Origin of the sequence: Klebsiella sp. HN106, from assembly GCF_051209435.1 — a bacterium.
GTDB lineage: Bacteria > Pseudomonadota > Gammaproteobacteria > Enterobacterales > Enterobacteriaceae > Klebsiella > Klebsiella oxytoca.
On sequence record NZ_JBLURD010000002.1, the window covers coordinates 295018 to 313600 of the forward strand.

The window sequence follows — 18583 nt, forward strand, 5'->3', positions numbered from 1 at the left end:
TTATTTCCCCATCCGCTGACGGCTGAGGCGGGCCAGCCATTCGGAAATCAGCAGCGATACCAGCGCCAGCACAATCGAAATCAAGCATAAACGCGCGGCTGCGCCCTCGCCGCCGGGAGTCTGAATCAGGGTATACATTGCTGAAGGGATGGTACGCGTTTCACCGGGAATATTGGAAACAAAAGTGATAGTGGCGCCAAACTCGCCCAGCGAACGGGCAAAAGCCAGCACGGTGCCGACGATAATACCGGGTAGCGTCAACGGTAGCGTAATAGTGAAAAATACGCGCCAGCGCCCAGCGCCCAGGGTACGCGCCGCCTGCTCAAGCTTGATGTCCACCCCTTCCAGCGCGAGGCGAATGGCCCGCACCATCAACGGAAAGGACATGACCGCCGCCGCCAGCACCGCGCCGCGCCAGCTAAACGCAAAGCTCAGCCCAAACCAGTCATATAGCCAGCTGCCGATAAAGCCGCGGCGCCCCATCGCAATCAGCAACAGATAGCCCACCACCACCGGCGGCAGCACCAGCGGCAGGTGGATAACGCTATCGAGCAGCGCTTTGCCGGGAAAATCCCGACGAACCAGCAGCCAGGAAAAAAAGATGCCGAAAGGTAAGCTAACTACCACCGCCAGGGAGGAGACTTTCAGGCTCAGCAGTACCGCCTGCCATTCAGGATCGCTTAAGAACATTAGTGGGTAGTGAATCCGTAACGTTTAAAGATGGCGGAAGCTTCCGGCCCTTTTAAATAGTCATAAAACGCGCTGACCGTCGCACTGTTATGCCCGTCGACGATAGCCAGCGGATATTCCACCTTCTTATGGGAATCTTCCGGGAAGGTTCCGACGACTTTTACGCCTTTGCTGGCGACCGCATCAGAGCCGTACACGATCCCCAGCGGGGCTTCGCTGCGTTCAACCAGGGCCAGCGCGCCGCGCACGTCCTCTGCCGGCGCCAGCTTCGGCGACAGGGTTTCCCAGGCTCCCAGCTTTTGCAGCGCCTCTTTCGCATAGATGCCAGCAGGCACGTGTTCCGGGTCACCTACGGCCAGGCGGCCGCCTTTCAGCAGGCTGGTCCAGTCGGTTTTATCATTGATGTTTATCTCGCCCTGCGCGCTGGCTTTTGGCGCCACGACAACCAGGCTGTTACCGAGAAGGGTCGTCCGAGAAGCAGAATCAATGCTCTTTTTCCCGGCCGCGTAATCCATCCATTTTTGATCGGCGGAGATAAACAGATCCGCCGGCGCGCCCGCTTCAATCTGGCGCGCCAGCGTGGATGAAGAAGCAAATGAAGAGACAACCTCAACGTTCTTCTCTTTCTTATACTCTTTAGCGATATCCTGCATGGCGTTAGTGAGCGATGCTGCGGCAAAAACCGTCACTTTGCCCTCATCCGCCAGCGCGTGACCGGCAACGCAGAGCGTTAACGTTGTTCCGGCAAAAAAGCGTAACCATTGACCTGCCATCTGAATCTCCCGTAGGTTCGTTATGTAGCTGACAATATAACGATAGAGCCAGGACTTTCCCAGAGAAAATTAGGGGTAATGAGCGGAGGATCAAACGAAGGGGGAAAAATAAAAACGCCCGGTCAAACCGGGCGCGGGGGAAATCAGTGGTTTTGCGGCCTGCTGTCTTTATGGCCGGCTCCGGAGAAGAGGTTAAACACTTCGCCCAGCCCGTAAATCAAACCCAGGATGACAGCCATCACCACAGGGACCATGACTACGGCAAAAACCAGACTTTTCAATAGCTCTAACATGGTTGGCTCCAGAAAGTACGAATACTTTATTGTAACGAATTCCGCCGGAAAAACACGCCCCATTTGTGCGGTGCCTCACGGACTGCCGCCGCAGAAGCATCTTGCAAGATGACCGCTATCGGTCACAATACCTTTTTTTCATCAGGACATGATTATGCAGGCCGAAATTCTCCTTACCCTTAAATTACAGCAGCGCCTGTTCGCCGATCCCCGTCGTATCGCCCTGCTGAAGCAAATTGACCTGACCGGCTCCATTAGCCAGGGGGCCAAAAATGCCGGCATCAGCTATAAAAGCGCATGGGATGCCATTAATGAAATGAATCAGCTCAGCGAGCAGACCCTGGTTGACCGGGCGACCGGCGGCAAAGGCGGCGGCGGCGCGGTCCTCACCCGTTACGGGCAGCGGCTGATTCAGCTCTACGACCTGCTGGCGCAGATTCAGCAGAAAGCGTTCGATGTCCTGAGCGATGATGACGCCCTTCCCCTCGACAGCCTGCTGGCCGCCATTTCGCGATTCTCTCTGCAGACCAGCGCGCGCAACCAGTGGTTCGGCACGATTACCGGCCGCGACCATCAGCAGGTTCAGCAGCACGTAGAGGTCCTGCTGGCCGACGGGCAAACCCGTCTCAAAGTCGCGATTACCGCCCAGAGCGCCGAGCGTCTTGGCCTGGATGAAGGCCAGGAAGTATTAGTGCTGCTGAAGGCGCCGTGGGTTGGCATCACCCTGGATGCCGCGGAGGCGGTACAGGCTGATAATCAGCTGTCCGGCCGAATCAGCCGCATCGAACGCGGGCCGGAGCAGTGCGAAGTACTGATGGCGCTCCCGGATGGTCAAAGCCTTTGCGCCACCCTGCCGGTGGAACAGACGCGCGATCTGGCCGAAGGCGCGGAAGCGATAGCATATTTCAATGCCGATCGCATCATTCTCGCCACGTTATGCTAACGCCATTGACATTGTGGGCGTGAAGACGTATCCCTGAAATAAATCGCTGCAAAAAGTGGGATACACAATGTCATCATTGCAAATTTCGCAAGGCACGTTTCGCCTGAGCGACACCAAAACGTTAAATATTGAACAACTCTGCGTGCAGGCTGGCGAGAGCTGGGCTTTCGTCGGCAGCAACGGCAGCGGGAAGTCGGCCCTTGCGCGGGCGCTATCCGGAGAGCTGACACTGCTCAGCGGACAGCGCGAGAATACGTTCGCACGCATTACCCGCCTCTCTTTTGAACAGCTGCAGAAGCTGGTCAGCGATGAGTGGCAGCGCAACAACACGGACTTGCTCAGCCCCGGAGAAGAAGATACCGGACGCACGACAGCGGAAATTATCCAGGATGAGATTAAAGACCCCTCCCGCTGCGCCCGCCTTGCAGAACAGTTCTCTATCAGCCACCTGCTTGAGCGCCGCTTTAAATATCTCTCTACCGGAGAAACGCGTAAGACTCTGCTGTGCCAGGCGCTGATGGGCGACCCCGACCTGCTTATCCTTGATGAGCCGTTCGACGGTCTTGATGTCGCCTCACGCCAGCAGCTTGCGGCGCTGCTGGCCACGCTCAACGGCGAAGGGATCGCCCTGGTGCTGGTTCTTAATCGTTTCGATGAAATCCCGGAGTTCGTTCAGTTTGCCGGCGTGCTGGCGGAGTGTGTTCTGAGCGAAACCGGCGAAAAGCAGGCCCTGCTGCAGCAGGCGCTCATTGCCCAGCTGGCCCACAGCGAAAGGCTTGATGGCATGACGCTGCCGGAGCCCGATGCCCCGGCCGCGCGTCTTGGGCTGGACGACGATGCGCCGCTCATCGTGCTCAACGACGGCAGGGTTTCCTACAATGACCGCCCCATCATTAATCATCTGAACTGGACGGTAAATCCCGGCGAACACTGGCAGATAGTCGGCCCCAACGGCGCCGGTAAATCGACGCTACTCAGCCTGGTCACCGGCGACCATCCCCAGGGCTATAGTAACGACCTGACCCTGTTTGGCCGCCGCCGCGGCAGCGGGGAAACGATCTGGGATATTAAGAAGCATATCGGTTACGTCAGCAGCAGCCTGCACCTTGAATACCGCGTCAGCACCAACGTACGTAACGTGATTCTCTCGGGCTATTTCGACTCGATTGGCATCTATCAGGCCGTTTCCGACAAACAGCATAAGCTGGTGCAGAACTGGCTGGATATTCTGGGGATTGATAAACGCACCGCCGATGCGCCGTTCCATAGCCTCTCCTGGGGGCAGCAGCGGCTGGCGCTGATCGTCCGCGCGCTGGTCAAGCACCCTACCCTGCTGATCCTCGATGAACCGCTGCAGGGGCTGGATCCGCTCAACCGCCAGCTGGTGCGCCGCTTTGTTGATGTGCTCATTAGCGAAGGGGCGACGCAGCTGCTGTTTGTCTCCCACCATGCAGAAGACGCTCCCGACTGCATCACCCATCGCCTGGCATTTGTGAGCAGTGGAGACGGTTACACCTACCGGGTCGGCCCGCTGGAAAAATAAGCCTGTAAAGGGGTCTGTGGATCCCTTATTTTTTCAGAATAATAGCCTGACCATAAATTAACCCCCTGTTCTATAATCAAAAAATCTTAAAAGCTACGGCTGGAAATTTTAGTGTAAACGATTCCACCAATTTGCCCTGTGTCACACTTTTACCTTCTTTGGTATGCTATCTTCTTCTCACACGATAAGCCTATTGGAGCGAATCATGAAAGTACTGGTTACAGGTGGTAGCGGTTACATTGGAAGTCACACCTGCGTTCAACTGCTACTGCAGGGACACGACGTGATTATTCTCGACAATCTCTGCAACAGTAAGCGCAGCGTATTGCCAATCATTGAACGTCTCGGCGGCAAAAGCGCCACCTTTGTTGAAGGCGATATTCGTAATGAAGCGCTGATGACGGAAATTCTTCACGATCACGCCATTGAAGCGGTGATCCATTTTGCCGGCCTGAAAGCCGTCGGGGAATCCGTCGCCAAACCGCTTGAATATTACGACAACAACGTAACCGGAACGCTAAAACTCGTTTCCGCTATGCGCGCTGCGGGCGTGAAAAACTTTATTTTCAGCTCCTCCGCCACCGTCTACGGCGACCAGCCCAAAATTCCTTATGTCGAGAGCTTCCCGACCGGTACTCCGCAGAGCCCGTACGGCAAAAGCAAGCTGATGGTTGAGCAGATCCTGACTGACCTGCAAAAAGCGCAGCCGGACTGGAGCATCGCACTGCTGCGCTACTTCAACCCGGTCGGCGCCCATCCATCGGGCGATATGGGCGAAGACCCGCAGGGCATTCCGAACAACCTGATGCCGTATATCGCGCAGGTCGCGGTCGGGCGCCGTGAATCGCTGGCGGTATTTGGCAACGACTACCCAACCGAAGACGGCACCGGCGTACGTGACTACATTCACGTCATGGACCTTGCCGACGGCCACGTCGCGGCGATGGAAAAACTGGCCGACAAAGCCGGCGTGCATATCTATAACCTTGGCGCAGGCGTCGGCAGTAGCGTACTCGACGTGGTCAATGCCTTTAGCAAAGCCTGCGGCAAACCGATTAACTACCACTTCGCGCCGCGCCGCGAAGGCGACCTCCCGGCCTACTGGGCGGACGCTGAAAAGGCCGACCGCGAGCTGAACTGGCGCGTGACGCGCAACCTTGACGAAATGGCGCAGGACACCTGGCACTGGCAGTCCCGTCATCCGCAGGGTTATCCAGACTAAGGAACCTTCATGAGCGTATTTAACCCCGTCGACCATCCACATCGTCGTTATAACCCGTTAACCGGGCAGTGGATTCTGGTTTCTCCGCATCGCGCCAAGCGCCCCTGGCAGGGGGCGCAGGAAACGCCGGCAAAGCAGACCTTGCCCGCGCACGATCCGGACTGTTTCCTTTGCCCGGGCAATACCCGCGTCACCGGCGACAAAAACCCGAACTACACCGGCACGTTTGTTTTTACCAATGACTTTGCGGCTTTGATGACCGATACCCCTGATGCCCCGGAAAGCGACGATCCGCTGATGCGCTGTCAGAGCGCCCGCGGCACCAGCCGGGTCATCTGCTTCTCGCCAGATCACAGCAAAACGCTGCCGGAACTGAGCGTTGAGGCGCTGGAAGGCGTGGTTAAAACGTGGCAGGAGCAGACCGCCGACCTTGGAAAGAGCTACCCCTGGGTGCAGGTCTTTGAAAATAAAGGGGCGGCGATGGGCTGCTCCAACCCGCACCCCCATGGGCAGGTGTGGGCCAACAGCTTTCTGCCTAATGAAGCGGAACGCGAAGATCGTCTGCAAAAAGCGTACTTCACCGAGCACGGCGCGCCGATGCTGGTGGATTACGTGCAGCGCGAATTAGCCGACGGTAGTCGTACTATCGTTGACACTGACCACTGGCTCGCCGTGGTTCCTTATTGGGCCGCGTGGCCTTTTGAAACGCTGCTGCTGCCAAAAGCGCACGTCCAGCGCCTGACTGATTTAACCGACGACCAGCGCAGCGATCTCGCGCTGGCGCTGAAAAAGCTGACCAGTCGTTACGACAACCTGTTCCAGTGCTCATTCCCCTACTCCATGGGCTGGCACGGCGCGCCGTTTAACGATGAAGAGAATAATCACTGGCAGCTGCACGCCCATTTTTACCCGCCGCTGCTGCGTTCCGCCACGGTGCGTAAATTTATGGTCGGCTATGAAATGCTGGCTGAAACCCAGCGTGACCTGACGGCCGAGCAGGCCGCCGAGCGTCTGCGCGCTGTGAGCGACGTCCATTTTCGCGAATCCGGAGTATAACCATGAGTCTGAAAGAGAAAACCCAAGCCCTGTTTGCTGAGAAATTTGGCTACCCGGCCAGCCATGTTATCCAGGCCCCAGGCCGCGTTAACCTGATCGGCGAGCATACCGACTATAACGATGGGTTCGTGCTGCCCTGCGCCATTGATTACCAGACGGTTATCGCCTGTGCGCCGCGCGACGATCGTACCGTGCGGGTTATTGCCGCCGATTACGACAATCAGACCGATGAATTCTCTCTCGACTCGCCGATTACCAGCCACGACACCCAGCAGTGGTCAAACTATGTCCGCGGCGTGGTGAAGCATCTCCAGCAGCGGAATAACGCCTTCGGCGGCGCGGACCTGACGATCAGCGGTAACGTGCCGCAAGGCGCCGGGTTAAGCTCCTCGGCTTCGCTGGAGGTCGCCGTCGGCACGGTGTTCCAGCAGCTGTACCACCTGCCGCTCGATGGCGCGCAAATTGCCCTGAACGGCCAGGAAGCGGAAAATCAGTTCGTCGGCTGCAACTGCGGCATTATGGACCAGCTGATCTCCGCGCTTGGTAAAAAAGATCACGCTCTGCTGATCGACTGCCGCTCCTTAGGGACGAAAGCGGTGTCGATGCCGAAAGGCGTCGCGGTAGTGATTATCAACAGTAACTTTAAGCGCACCCTGGTGGGCAGCGAATACAACACCCGTCGCGAGCAGTGCGAAACCGGCGCGCGCTTCTTCCAGCGTCCGGCTCTGCGCGACGTCACGCTGCAAGAGTTTAACGCCGTGGCTCACGAGCTTGATCCGGTAGTCGCCAAACGCGTTCGCCACGTGCTGACTGAAAACGCCCGCACCGTAGAAGCCGCATCGGCGCTGGAAAAAGGCGACCTGCAGCGGATGGGCGAACTGATGGCGGAATCTCACGCCTCCATGCGCGATGATTTTGAAATCACCGTACCGCAGATTGATACCCTGGTAGAGATCGTCAAAGCGACCATCGGCAACAAAGGCGGCGTTCGCATGACCGGCGGCGGCTTCGGCGGCTGTATCGTCGCGCTGGTGCCGGAGGAGCTGGTTGATACCGTGCAGCAGGCCGTTGCCAGAGAGTATGAAGCGAAAACGGGCATTAAAGAGACCTTCTACGTCTGCAAACCGTCGCAGGGAGCCGGGCAATGCTAAAGCAAACAACGGAGCTGGCGCCGGACGGCCAGCCATGGAATCTTCTTACCCTGCGTAACGACGCAGGCATGACGGCCACCGTGATGGACTGGGGCGCGACGCTGCTCTCCGCGCGCGTGCCCCTGGCGGACGGTAGCGAACGAGAAGCGCTGCTCGGCTGCGCAACCCCCGGCGACTATACGCGCCAGGCCGCTTACCTTGGCGCTTCCGTAGGCCGTTACGCTAACCGTATTGCCAACAGCCGCTTTACCCTGGATGGCCAGCTCATCAATCTGACGCCCTCCAACGAGGCTGGCCATCAGCTCCACGGCGGACCGGAAGGTTTTGATAAGCGCCGCTGGCAAATTGTTAGCGCTGACGCTCGCCACGCGCTGTTTTCTCTCTCCTCCCGCGATGGCGATCAGGGCTATCCTGGTAATCTGACGGCAACCGCGCACTACCGCCTGACCGACGATAACCGGATCGCTATTGAGTATCGCGCCACCGTGGACCAGCCGTGCCCGGTGAATCTGACAAACCACGTCTATTTCAACCTCGATGGCGTGCAGAGCGACGTGCGCAACCATAAGCTGCAAATTTTTGCCGATGTTTATCTGCCCGTCGAAAGCGACGGTATTCCGGGGGGAGATCTGCAAAACGTCACCCTGACCAGCTTCGATTTCCGCACGCCGAAAACCCTGGCGGACGACTTCCTGCGCGACGAAGATCAGCAAAAAGTAAAAGGTTATGACCATGCCTTCCTGCTACAGGCGCTGGGGAATGCCGATACTCCGGCCGCTCACGTCTGGTCGCAGGACGAAAAGCTACAGATGACGGTTTATACATCCGCCCCCGCGTTGCAGTTTTACTCCGGCAACTATCTTGGCGGCACGCCGTCGCGCACAGCGCAGGCGTACGATGACTGGCAGGGCCTGGCTCTGGAGAGCGAGTTCCTTCCAGATTCTCCGAATCATCCGGAATGGCCGCAGCCGGATTGTGTACTGCGCCCCGGCGAAGAGTACGTCAGCCTGACGGAATATCAGTTTATCGCTCGATAGCCTCTGGCCCTCCCGATGGAGGGCTTTTTATCATTTTGCTGAAAATTACGTCACTTACAGACAAAAACATAACCTCTGTTTTACAAGCACCTTACACTGAGCCACTATTTTCGCTATGGTTAGGGATAAGCATTGCCGTGAGGTAAATCGCGGCAATATAATGAGAATAGTTATCAATCAATAAATATACACACTACAGATTTCGGGTCGCATCAAGGCGGCAAATGAGCAAATCCCCGGGAACATAGTGAACTATGTGACCAGGGTGAGTGAAAGTAGCCAACGACGAGGCGGCGCGAAAGATGACGTGTATTGAGGAGTAAGTGTATGGCTGTAACTAAGCTGGTACTCGTTCGTCACGGCGAAAGCCAATGGAATAACGAAAACCGTTTCACCGGTTGGTATGACGTTGACCTGTCTGAAAAAGGCGTTGGTGAAGCAAAAGCGGCCGGTAAGCTGCTGAAAGAAGAAGGCTTCAGCTTCGACTTTGCTTATACCTCTGTGCTGAAACGTGCCATCCACACCCTGTGGAACGTGCTGGACGAACTGGATCAGGCCTGGCTGCCGGTTGAGAAATCCTGGAAACTGAACGAACGCCACTACGGTGCGCTGCAGGGCCTGAACAAAGCGGAAACCGCTGAAAAATACGGTGACGAACAGGTTAAACAGTGGCGTCGCGGCTTTGCGGTAACGCCGCCGGAGCTGACCAAAGACGATGAGCGCTATCCGGGCCACGATCCGCGCTACGCCAAACTGACCGATGCAGAACTGCCGACGACCGAGAGTCTGGCGCTGACCATCGACCGCGTTGTGCCATACTGGAACGAAACGATTCTGCCGCGTCTGAAAAGCGGTGAGCGCGTGATTATCGCCGCTCACGGCAACTCCCTGCGTGCGCTGGTGAAATACCTCGACAATATGGGCGAAGCAGAGATCCTTGAACTGAACATCCCGACTGGCGTACCGCTGGTGTATGAGTTTGACGAAAACTTCAAGCCGATCAAACACTACTATCTGGGTAACGCCGACGAGATCGCTGCGAAAGCGGCTGCCGTTGCCAACCAGGGCAAAGCGAAGTAATCCTCGCAGGATGTAAAAAAAGCGTGGAGCAATCCACGCTTTTTTTGCGCCGTTCGCTGCAGACTTAACCGCGACGCGCTTTTACCGCCTCGGCCAGCTGGCGAAGAAGCGTATCGGTATCTTCCCAGCCGATGCAGGCATCGGTAATACTTTTACCGTAGGTCAGCGGTTCGCCGCTTTCAAGACTCTGATTGCCTTCCACCAGGTGGCTTTCAATCATCACGCCCATAATCGACCGCTCGCCGCCGGCAACCTGCTGACATACGTCAGCGCCGACATCCATCTGCTTTTTAAACTGTTTGCTGGAGTTGGCGTGGCTGAAATCAATCATAATTTGAGCGGGCAGACCTGCTTTCGCCAGACCGACCTTCACTTCGGCAACGTGCTGCGCGCTGTAGTTCGGCTCTTTTCCGCCGCGCAGGATAATATGGCAATCGCTATTACCGCTGGTGTTCACAATTGCCGAATGCCCCCATTTGGTCACCGACAGGAAACAGTGCGGCGCGCCAGCGGCGTTAATGGCGTCGATAGCCACTTTGATGGTTCCATCGGTGCCGTTTTTAAATCCGACCGGGCAGGACAGACCGGAAGAGAGCTCACGATGCACCTGCGACTCCGTGGTCCGCGCGCCAATCGCGCCCCAGCTCATCAGATCGGCAAGATACTGCGGCGTGATCATATCGAGGAATTCCCCCGCCGCGGGCAGCCCGCTGTCGTTGATATCAAGCAGCAGCTTGCGCGCGATACGCAGGCCATCGTTGATGCGGAAGCTGTTATCCATATGCGGATCGTTGATCAGCCCTTTCCAGCCGACGGTGGTACGCGGTTTCTCAAAATAAACGCGCATCACGATTTCCAGCTCGCCTTTTAGCTCTTCACGAAGCTTAAGCAGACGTTCAGCATACTCTTTTGCCGCCGCCGGATCGTGAATGGAGCAGGGCCCAATGACCACCAGCAGGCGATCGTCATTCCCTTTCAGGATCTGATGGATCGCTTTACGAGCATGCGCAACGGTATTGGCAGCATTTTCGGTAGCGGGGAATTTTTCCAGGAGCGCAACGGGAGGTAATAATTCGTTGATCTCTTTAATACGTAAATCGTCGTTCTGATAATTCATCTTATTTCCAGCGTTGCCATACTTATCCAGTGAAATGCAATCCCTCCAATCTATCTCTTCATGCAAAAAGTGTAAACGTGATTTTACAGTAGCGGCAGAATATTCCTGGAAATAGGCTAAAAAACGCCATAAAGTCGCGGAATAGTGGCCACAAGCTATAATTTTTAACTGTTAGGACTTAATTTTCTTTAGCATTCAGCATTATATATTAATGCCGCTCGCTATCACCGAAGCTTTAACCACAACGAGTCAAACCTCCGGCAAATGCACTGTTGGAAGAGGTAATTCGACAAATCGACATAACAGGAGCATCCAATGAAAATGAATAAGCTAACCAGTCTTCTCCTCGCAGCAACCCTTGGTCTGGCCAGCGGCGCGGCCCTGGCCGCCGATACCGGGGCGCAGTCGAATAATGGGCAAGCGAATGCAGCGGCCGACGCGGGCCAGGTCGCCCCCGATGCGCGTGAAAACGTGGCGCCAAACAACGTCGACAACGGTAAAATCAACTCCGGTTCCACCGATACCAATGGCACCATGCTCCACCCTGACGGCTCGACCATGAACCATGACGGCATGTCGAGCGACGAAGTGCACAAAAACTCAATGTGCAAAGATGGCCGCTGTCCGGATACTGATAAAAAAGTCGGTCAGGACGAAGCGACGAAAACCGACGGTACCACCCAGTAAGCTGAGTACCGGACACCAGGGAGGAGAGCTAAGGCTCTCCTTTTTTTCATTCTATTCACCCCAGAAAGGGAATCATGTCATAAAGTAATCATCAAAATAATAATGTAGGGAAGGCACCATGGGGCAATCACACTCGCATAATTCTGCGCAACCCACCGAAGATAAAAATGCCCGTCGGCTACTGCTGGCGTTCTGCGTTACTGCCGGGTTCATGTTGGTTGAGGCCGCAGGCGGACTCATTTCAGGTTCACTGGCGCTGCTGGCCGATGCCGGGCATATGTTGACGGACGCAGCAGCGCTGCTGTTCGCCTTTCTGGCAGTGCGTTTCGCCAGTCGACCGCCGAATGCGCAACATACCTTTGGCTGGCTGCGGCTGACCACGCTGGCGGCTTTTCTCAATGCCATTGCTTTAGTGGTCATTACGATCCTCATCGTCTGGGAGGCCATTCAGCGCTTTCATCATCCGCAGCCGGTGGCCGGTAAAACGATGATGGTTATTGCGGTTGCCGGCCTGCTGGCCAATATTCTGGCCTTTTGGATCCTGCATCGCGGCAGTGAAGAACGTAATCTCAATGTGCGGGCCGCCGCTCTGCATGTGCTGGGGGATTTACTCGGCTCGGTCGGGGCGATTATTGCCGCTATCGTGATCCTTACGACCGGCTGGACGCCTATCGACCCCATCCTGTCCGTGCTGGTATCGTGCCTGGTTTTGCGCAGCGCCTGGCGTTTGCTGCAGGAGAGCGTCAACGAACTGCTGGAGGGGGCGCCGCGCTCGCTTGATGTTGAGGCACTAAAGCGCGATCTGCGTCGCTCAATACCGGAGGTGCGCGATGTACATCACGTCCACGCCTGGCTGGTCGGCGAAAAAACGGTGATGACGCTGCACGTGCAGGTGGTGCCGCCGCACGATCACGATGGCCTGCTGGAACGGATCCAACATTTCTTACAGCATAAGTACGAAATTGGACACGTAACGGTGCAGATGGAGTATCAGCCCTGCAGCGGCCCGGAGTGCCGTCTCAACATGACGCACGCCGGGCATGGCCATCACCATCACCACTAGCGTGAAAACGCGCGAGAGCCTCGCTCACGCGCGCTATTAATCCACATCCGGCTGCCGTTGAGGGCGATGAATGTCAGAATCAAATATTCGAGCGACATCGCATAAACCCCCTGGAGGGCGAAAATAACGACGCTAATAACGTTGATGATCACCCACAGCAGCCAGTTTTCAACGTATTTTCGGGTCATCAGAATCATCGCCGCAATCGAGAGTACCATCATGCAGGAGTCCCAGAACGGGAATGCGTCTGGCTGCAGCGCCGGCATAACGACCTGCAGGCCCAGGGCGTGCATCAGCGCAACGGCAATCCTGGTCAGATACGCAAAAACCGGATCGATAAATAGCGTCATCAGGCCAATCGCCACCACGCAGGCCGCCAGCCAGCCTAACGCTTTCGGCAGCGGTAGCCAGCGGATTTGCAGCTCAGCCTGGTTATCGCTGGTCTGTCGTGACCAGGCATACCAGCCGTAGACGTTGGCAACAAAGAAGAAGACCTGGAGCAGAAGGCTGGCGTACAGCTGGATCTGAAAAAAGATAATGGCAAACAGCGTGACGTTGATTAACCCAAAGGCATAGTTGACGATCTTCTCCAGGCTCGCCAGCCAGATACACAGCAGGCCTGCGATAGTACCGACGGCTTCAATCCACGACAGATCATATCCCCCGGCGCCAATGGGTATGTGAACTAAAATATTCTGCGTACTAAAAAAATCCATCTTATCCCCAGAGCGTACTGTGACGCAGTAATGAACTATCCCCGAAGTGTAGCCGCAAAATCGAGCATTCTGTTTAGCGGAACCAGCGCCCCGGTACGCAGCTGTTCATCAACATGAATTTCATGTTCAGCGCCCCCGTTCTCCAGCGCTTCAGCAATGGCCTGCAGGCCATTCATCGCCATCCACGGACAGTGCGCGCAGCTGCGGCAGGTCGCCCCTTCGCCTGCCGTAGGGGCTTCCAGCAGCTCTTTTTCCGGCACCGCCTGCTGCATTTTGTAAAAAATACCCCGGTCGGTGGCGACAATCAGCTGCTGGTGCGGGAGCGTTTTTGCCGCACTGATTAACTGGCTGGTTGAACCTACCGCATCGGCCATATCGACGATCGCCTGCGGTGATTCCGGGTGAACCAGAACCGCAGCCTGCGGATATAGCGCTTTCATTCTTGCCAGCGCTTGAGTTTTGAATTCATCATGAACAATACAGGCCCCATGCCAGCACAGCACGTCGGCGCCGGTCTGTTTTTGCACGTAGCTGCCCAGATGGCGGTCCGGCGCCCAGAGGATTTTTTCCCCCATGCTATCCAGATGCTCAATGAGTTCCACTGCGATACTGGAGGTCACAACCCAGTCGGCGCGAGCCTTAACCGCCGCAGAGGTATTGGCATAGACCACAACGGTACGGTCCGGGTGAGCGTCACAAAAAGCGCTGAACGCCTCGATCGGGCAGCCAAGATCCAACGAACACTCCGCCTGCAGCGTGGGCATCAGGATGGTTTTTTCCGGACTGAGGATTTTTGCCGTTTCTCCCATAAACCGTACGCCGGCGACCAGCAGCGTAGAGGCGGAATGTCGGGCGCCGAAGCGCGCCATTTCCAGAGAGTCGGAGATGCAGCCACCGGTCTCTTCAGCCAGTTGCTGAATTTCGGGGTCGGTGTAGTAATGGGCCACCATTGCCGCATCGCGTTCACGCAGCAGGCGTTTAATTTTTTCACGATAGAAGTGCTTCTCATCGCGGTTTAACGGCATGGGCTTGGGGGGAAAGGGATAAATTGCCGCTTCCGGATCAAACATTACGCTCATCTTGCAGTCTCGTTTCACTGGCTTAACTTGAAAACCGCAATAACGCCCGAAAAACGGCATTATTCGGTAATGGTGTTTTATATGCTAAACAAGATAGCCGATTGTGCAGAAAATGTCGTGAGGAATTTTGCCCTCAGGGACCATTTCCCGGAGGCGATGCTGCGCATCTGTCCGGGCTGCCAAACCTGCAGAACGCACGAATCTGTAGCCCGGGCAAGGCGCGTCAAGCGCCGCCCCCGGGATGAAGCCACGCAAAGGCATCAGGCCCGGCACATTTCCCGGAGGCGATGCTGCGCATCTGTCCGGGCTACTGGCCTGTGCCAATTGTAGCCACGGTAAACACAGCGCGACGGTAGAATAACGCAGCATTAAAGTATTGCGGATTGTTGTGATTTTCGAGGAAATGGCAGATAGCAAAAAAGCGCCTTTAGGGCGCTTTTTTGCATTGGTGGGTCGTGCAGGATTCGAACCTGCGACCAATTGATTAAAAGTCAACTGCTCTACCAACTGAGCTAACGACCCCTTGCGGGTTTACTGCTAACTGGAACGATTCAGGATGGGGCGTCGTGCAGGATGACTCGGCTTTGCCTCGCCCTACGGGCCGTTGCTGACGCAACGCTATCCTTCACGCTTACTACCCGCCCTCGGCTGAGGATTGGTGGGTCGTGCAGGATTCGAACCTGCGACCAATTGATTAAAAGTCAACTGCTCTACCAACTGAGCTAACGACCCGCTCGGGTACTGCCTGAATATTCTTCACTCGTCACCAATTCCAAATTGGTGGGTCGTGCAGGATGACTCGCTTTCGCTCGCCCTATGGGCCGTTGCTGACGCAACGTTATCCTTCACGTTTAACATCTGAGTTTAATGTTAAATTGGTGGGTCGTGCAGGATTCGAACCTGCGACCAATTGATTAAAAGTCAACTGCTCTACCAACTGAGCTAACGACCCGAGTGGTGGGTGATGACGGGATCGAACCGCCGACCCCCTCCTTGTAAGGGAGGTGCTCTCCCAGCTGAGCTAATCACCCGATACTGCGCTGGATACATCTTTTCACGGTGGCTCGTGCAGGATGACTCGGCTTCGCCTCGCCCTACGTGCCGCTGCTGACGCAACGTGATCCTTCACGTTTTACTATCGCGTTCCACCAGAACGATTGGTGGGTCGTGCAGGATTCGAACCTGCGACCAATTGATTAAAAGTCAACTGCTCTACCAACTGAGCTAACGACCCACTATTTTCGTCGCTTTGGGCTTGTTCGATATCCCTTGGCAACGGCGGCATATATTACTGATTTCAGAATTCAGCGCAACAACAATTTAGATAAAGATTGCTTAACTGCTTAGGATTCATGCGACAAGACCAGAAATGATGCGATTTCTGGTCATGCCATAATCATCCGAGGGCGTTAAGGCGTTTTTGCGCTTGTTTGGCTCCGTCGGTGCCAGGAAATTTACTGACCACCTGCTGATAAACCGCTTTGGCTTTTGCGGTATCGCCTTTGTCCTGCATGATTACGCCGACTTTAAACATCGCATCGGGCGCTTTCGGAGATTTAGGGTAGTTTTTCACCACGGAAGCGAAATAGTACGCCGCATCGTCCTTTTTACCCTTATTGTAATTCAGTTGACCGAGCCAGTAGTTGGCGTTCGGCTGATAAGTTGAATCGGGGTACTTTTTGACGAAGTTCTGGAAAGCCGCCATCGCGTCGTCCTGGCGGGAAGCATCCTTCACCAGCGCGATAGCCGCGTTGTAATCGGTGTTTGCATCGCCGGTCGACGCCGGAGCGCCTGATGAAGCCGCTGGCGCGCTTGCCGCAGCGCCTTGCTCACTGGCTGACGACGGGCTTTGCGCGCCCGTCGCGCCGCCACCGCTGCTCAGACCGTCGATCTGCAGCAGGATCTGCTTCTGGCGTTCAACAACCTGATTCAGCTGATACTGGCTTTCCTGAATTTGGCCGCGCAGGGAATCAATATCGGACTGATTATCGGAGAGTTGTTGCTGGAGCTGGGTTAAAAGCTGGCTGTGCGCATTGGAAATACGCTCGAGTTGAGTGACACGGTCTTCGACCGAGCCTGAGCCGACACTACTGATTGGCGCCTGAGCAAAAGCGGCCCAGGGGGCCGCTATGCCAACCAGTAACGACAGACTCAATAGATGATGTCTGAAGTTACTGCTCATGCAATTCTCTTAGTAAACCAGTACGGCGCGACGGTTTTTGGCGTAAGCCGCTTCGTCGTGGCCCAGTACTGCAGGTTTTTCTTTACCGTAAGAAACGATGGAGATCTGGTCAGCAGAAACACCTTTGCCCTGCAGATACATCTTAACGGCGTTAGCACGACGCTCACCCAGAGCGATGTTGTATTCCGGCGTACCGCGCTCATCCGCATGACCTTCTACGGTCACTTTGTAAGACGGGTTGCTACGCAGGAAGTTAGCGTGCGCGTCCAGCATTGCAGCGAAGTCAGAACGGATATCGTATTTGTCCAGATCGAAGTAAACGATATTGTTCTGCTGCAGCTGTTGCATCTGCAGACGAGCCTGCTCTTCGGAAGACATGTTGCCGCCGTTAGCGTTACCGTCCATACCAGTGCCGGCACCCAGCATGCCTTCACCGCTCTGGTCGTTGCTGGCGTTCTTGTTAGAAGAACACGCCGCGATTGCCATAACCGGCAGAGCGATCAACAGCCCTTTCAGCACTTTGTTCAGTTGCATTTCTTTGATTCCTTTAATAATCAATTATTTATTATCACAGATACGGCGACCAGGCAGGCGATTTTACCTGTCCATCAGTTGCCGGAAGACGCGCTTTGAAACGCCCATCTGTAGAAACCAGATTCAGCACGGATCCCATCCCCTGAGAAGAGCTGTAGATTACCATAGTGCCGTTAGGTGCCAGACTTGGCGTTTCATCTAAAAACGTTGATGACAGAACCTGCACACCACCCGCTTCCAGATCTTGTTTGGCAATGTGCTGCTGACCACCGGCCGAGCTTACCATTACCATAGTTTTACCATCAGCGCTCACGTCAGCATCCTGGTTTTGTGAACCTTCCCAGGTAATACGCTGCGGCGTGCCGCCATTAATATTGACTTTATATACCTGCGGACGTCCCGCCTGGTCGGAAGTAAAGGCCAGATTCTGGCTATCCGGGAACCAGCTTGGTTCGGTGTTATTGCTACGACCATTGGTCACCTGGCGAATCTGACCGGATCCGAGGTCCATCACGTACAGGTTCAGGCTACCGGTTTTCGACAGAGCGAAGGCCAGTTTGCTGCCGTCCGGCGAAAACGCCGGGGCGCCGTTGTGCTGCGGGAACGAAGCAATCTGACGAACGGAGCCGTTAGCCAGAGTCTGCACCACCAGCGCAGAACGACCGCTTTCAAAGGTTACGTAGGCCAGTTTCGCACCATCCGGAGACCAGGCCGGAGACATCAGCGGCTGGGTGGAACGGTGAACGAGGAACTGGTTATAACCATCGTAGTCGGATACGCGCAGTTCGTACGGGAACTGGCCGCCGTTCTTCTGCACCACGTAAGCGATACGGGTACGGAAGGCGCCCTTGATGCCGGTCAGCTTTTCAAATACCGCGTCGCTGGCAGCGTGCGCGGCATAGCGCAGATACTGCTTAGTTACTTTAAATGAGTTCTGTGCAAGCACGGTACCCGGCGCGCCGCCGGTATCAACCAGCTGGTAGGCCACGTTATAGGAGCCGTCAGGGTTTTGCGTCACCTGACCCACCACAACGGCGTCAATACCCAGCGCAGACCATGCCGCAGGCTGTACTTCCTGAGCGCTACCCGGCTGCTGAGGCAGGCGAGAGCGATCGAGCGGATTAAACTTGCCGCTGTTGCGCAGGTCAGCCGCCACGATACCGCCCACATCTTCAGGTGCAGCACCCTGCCCCGCCCACTGGAACGGCACTACGCCGATTGGGCGTGCCGAGTCAACCCCTTGGGTAATCTCGATGCGTACTTCTGCGTGCAGCACTGCCGCCCACAGCATTAAAAAACCAAATGCTACTCGTAATGCCTGCTTCATCATATCTCCCTTATCCAGGCGGAAAGCCCACGATAATTTAGCAGAATGTTAACAAACCCAAATACACAAAACTACTAAAACCCTGTGACT

The 18583-nt window shown here is 55.7% G+C and carries 18 protein-coding genes and 5 tRNA genes; 9 read left to right on the forward strand and 14 right to left on the reverse strand.

All coding sequences use genetic code 11. The features are described 5' to 3' along the window. The 3 genes from modB to ACSIPU_RS08035 form a co-directional block, all read right to left on the reverse strand. Window positions 1–690 carry a molybdate ABC transporter permease subunit gene (gene modB, locus ACSIPU_RS08025; protein ID WP_017146315.1) on the reverse strand — a complete coding sequence of 230 codons (690 nt, stop codon included), beginning with the start codon at window positions 688–690 and terminating at the stop codon, window positions 1–3. Next, entirely contained in the window at window positions 690–1463 is a 774-nt protein-coding gene (modA, locus tag ACSIPU_RS08030; protein WP_017146316.1) for a molybdate ABC transporter substrate-binding protein, read from the reverse strand. The genes modB and modA overlap by 1 nt, the downstream gene beginning before the upstream one ends. A 143-nt stretch (window positions 1464–1606) precedes the next feature. Beyond that, complete coding sequence (locus tag ACSIPU_RS08035; RefSeq protein ID WP_004848993.1) at window positions 1607–1756, reverse strand: AcrZ family multidrug efflux pump-associated protein; 150 nt, start codon at window positions 1754–1756, stop codon at window positions 1607–1609. A 154-nt stretch (window positions 1757–1910) separates the two neighbouring features. Here ACSIPU_RS08035 and modE point away from each other — a divergent pair, with 154 nt between their 5' ends. From modE to gpmA, 7 genes are all read left to right on the forward strand, one after another. After that, entirely contained in the window at window positions 1911–2699 is a 789-nt protein-coding gene (gene modE / locus ACSIPU_RS08040) for a molybdenum-dependent transcriptional regulator (protein ID WP_049127783.1), read from the forward strand. Between the two features lie 67 nt (window positions 2700–2766). Further along, the gene (gene modF, locus ACSIPU_RS08045; protein WP_064355377.1) at window positions 2767–4242 is read left to right on the forward strand and encodes a molybdate ABC transporter ATP-binding protein ModF; all 1476 of its coding nucleotides are present in this window, start codon (window positions 2767–2769) and stop codon (window positions 4240–4242) included. Window positions 4243–4447: 205 nt separating this feature from the next. After that, complete coding sequence (galE, locus tag ACSIPU_RS08050) at window positions 4448–5464, forward strand: UDP-glucose 4-epimerase GalE (RefSeq protein ID WP_004100360.1); 1017 nt, start codon at window positions 4448–4450, stop codon at window positions 5462–5464. Between the two features lie 9 nt (window positions 5465–5473). Further along, window positions 5474–6520, forward strand: a complete 1047-nt coding sequence (galT, locus tag ACSIPU_RS08055; protein WP_017146318.1) for a galactose-1-phosphate uridylyltransferase — start codon at window positions 5474–5476, stop codon at window positions 6518–6520. A 2-nt stretch (window positions 6521–6522) separates the two neighbouring features. Next, complete coding sequence (gene galK, locus ACSIPU_RS08060; protein ID WP_017146319.1) at window positions 6523–7671, forward strand: galactokinase; 1149 nt, start codon at window positions 6523–6525, stop codon at window positions 7669–7671. Then, complete coding sequence (gene galM / locus ACSIPU_RS08065; RefSeq protein WP_023320599.1) at window positions 7665–8708, forward strand: galactose-1-epimerase; 1044 nt, start codon at window positions 7665–7667, stop codon at window positions 8706–8708. The genes galK and galM overlap by 7 nt, the downstream gene beginning before the upstream one ends. Window positions 8709–9035: 327 nt before the next feature. Then, on the forward strand, window positions 9036–9788 hold the full coding sequence (gene gpmA / locus ACSIPU_RS08070) for a 2,3-diphosphoglycerate-dependent phosphoglycerate mutase (protein ID WP_004100351.1): 753 nt from the start codon (window positions 9036–9038) through the stop codon (window positions 9786–9788). A gap of 64 nt (window positions 9789–9852) precedes the next feature. Here gpmA and aroG read toward each other — a convergent pair whose 3' ends face one another. Then, complete coding sequence (gene aroG, locus ACSIPU_RS08075) at window positions 9853–10905, reverse strand: 3-deoxy-7-phosphoheptulonate synthase AroG (RefSeq protein WP_004100348.1); 1053 nt, start codon at window positions 10903–10905, stop codon at window positions 9853–9855. Between the two features lie 315 nt (window positions 10906–11220). Between aroG and ACSIPU_RS08080 the strand changes: the two genes are divergently transcribed. Continuing rightward, entirely contained in the window at window positions 11221–11592 is a 372-nt protein-coding gene (locus ACSIPU_RS08080; RefSeq protein ID WP_004100346.1) for a YbgS-like family protein, read from the forward strand. Between the two features lie 118 nt (window positions 11593–11710). Continuing rightward, window positions 11711–12655, forward strand: coding sequence for a CDF family zinc transporter ZitB (gene zitB, locus ACSIPU_RS08085; protein ID WP_196557887.1), 945 nt, complete (start codon window positions 11711–11713; stop codon window positions 12653–12655). On the opposite strand, the gene pnuC is transcribed toward zitB, so the two are convergent. The 10 genes from pnuC to tolB form a co-directional block, all read right to left on the reverse strand. Continuing rightward, window positions 12652–13371, reverse strand: coding sequence for a nicotinamide riboside transporter PnuC (gene pnuC, locus ACSIPU_RS08090; RefSeq protein ID WP_004100343.1), 720 nt, complete (start codon window positions 13369–13371; stop codon window positions 12652–12654). The genes zitB and pnuC overlap by 4 nt on opposite strands. 35 nt (window positions 13372–13406) lie before the next feature. Then, window positions 13407–14450 (reverse strand): quinolinate synthase NadA, encoded by a 1044-nt coding sequence (gene nadA / locus ACSIPU_RS08095; protein WP_004100341.1) that lies wholly within the window; start codon window positions 14448–14450, stop codon window positions 13407–13409. Window positions 14451–14896: 446 nt separating this feature from the next. Further along, window positions 14897–14972, reverse strand: a tRNA-Lys gene (locus ACSIPU_RS08100). Window positions 14973–15106: 134 nt separating this feature from the next. Next, window positions 15107–15182, reverse strand: a tRNA-Lys gene (locus tag ACSIPU_RS08105). A 144-nt stretch (window positions 15183–15326) separates the two neighbouring features. Beyond that, window positions 15327–15402 (reverse strand) — tRNA-Lys (locus ACSIPU_RS08110). 3 nt (window positions 15403–15405) lie between these two features. Further along, window positions 15406–15481, reverse strand: a tRNA-Val gene (locus tag ACSIPU_RS08115). Window positions 15482–15608: 127 nt separating this feature from the next. Further along, window positions 15609–15684 (reverse strand) — tRNA-Lys (locus ACSIPU_RS08120). Window positions 15685–15846: 162 nt separating this feature from the next. Continuing rightward, on the reverse strand, window positions 15847–16632 hold the full coding sequence (cpoB, locus tag ACSIPU_RS08125; RefSeq protein WP_004111482.1) for a cell division protein CpoB: 786 nt from the start codon (window positions 16630–16632) through the stop codon (window positions 15847–15849). 9 nt (window positions 16633–16641) lie between these two features. Next, window positions 16642–17166, reverse strand: a complete 525-nt coding sequence (gene pal / locus ACSIPU_RS08130) for a peptidoglycan-associated lipoprotein Pal (protein WP_004100337.1) — start codon at window positions 17164–17166, stop codon at window positions 16642–16644. Between the two features lie 34 nt (window positions 17167–17200). Beyond that, complete coding sequence (tolB, locus tag ACSIPU_RS08135) at window positions 17201–18493, reverse strand: Tol-Pal system beta propeller repeat protein TolB (protein WP_004100336.1); 1293 nt, start codon at window positions 18491–18493, stop codon at window positions 17201–17203. Window positions 18494–18583 lie beyond the last annotated feature (90 nt).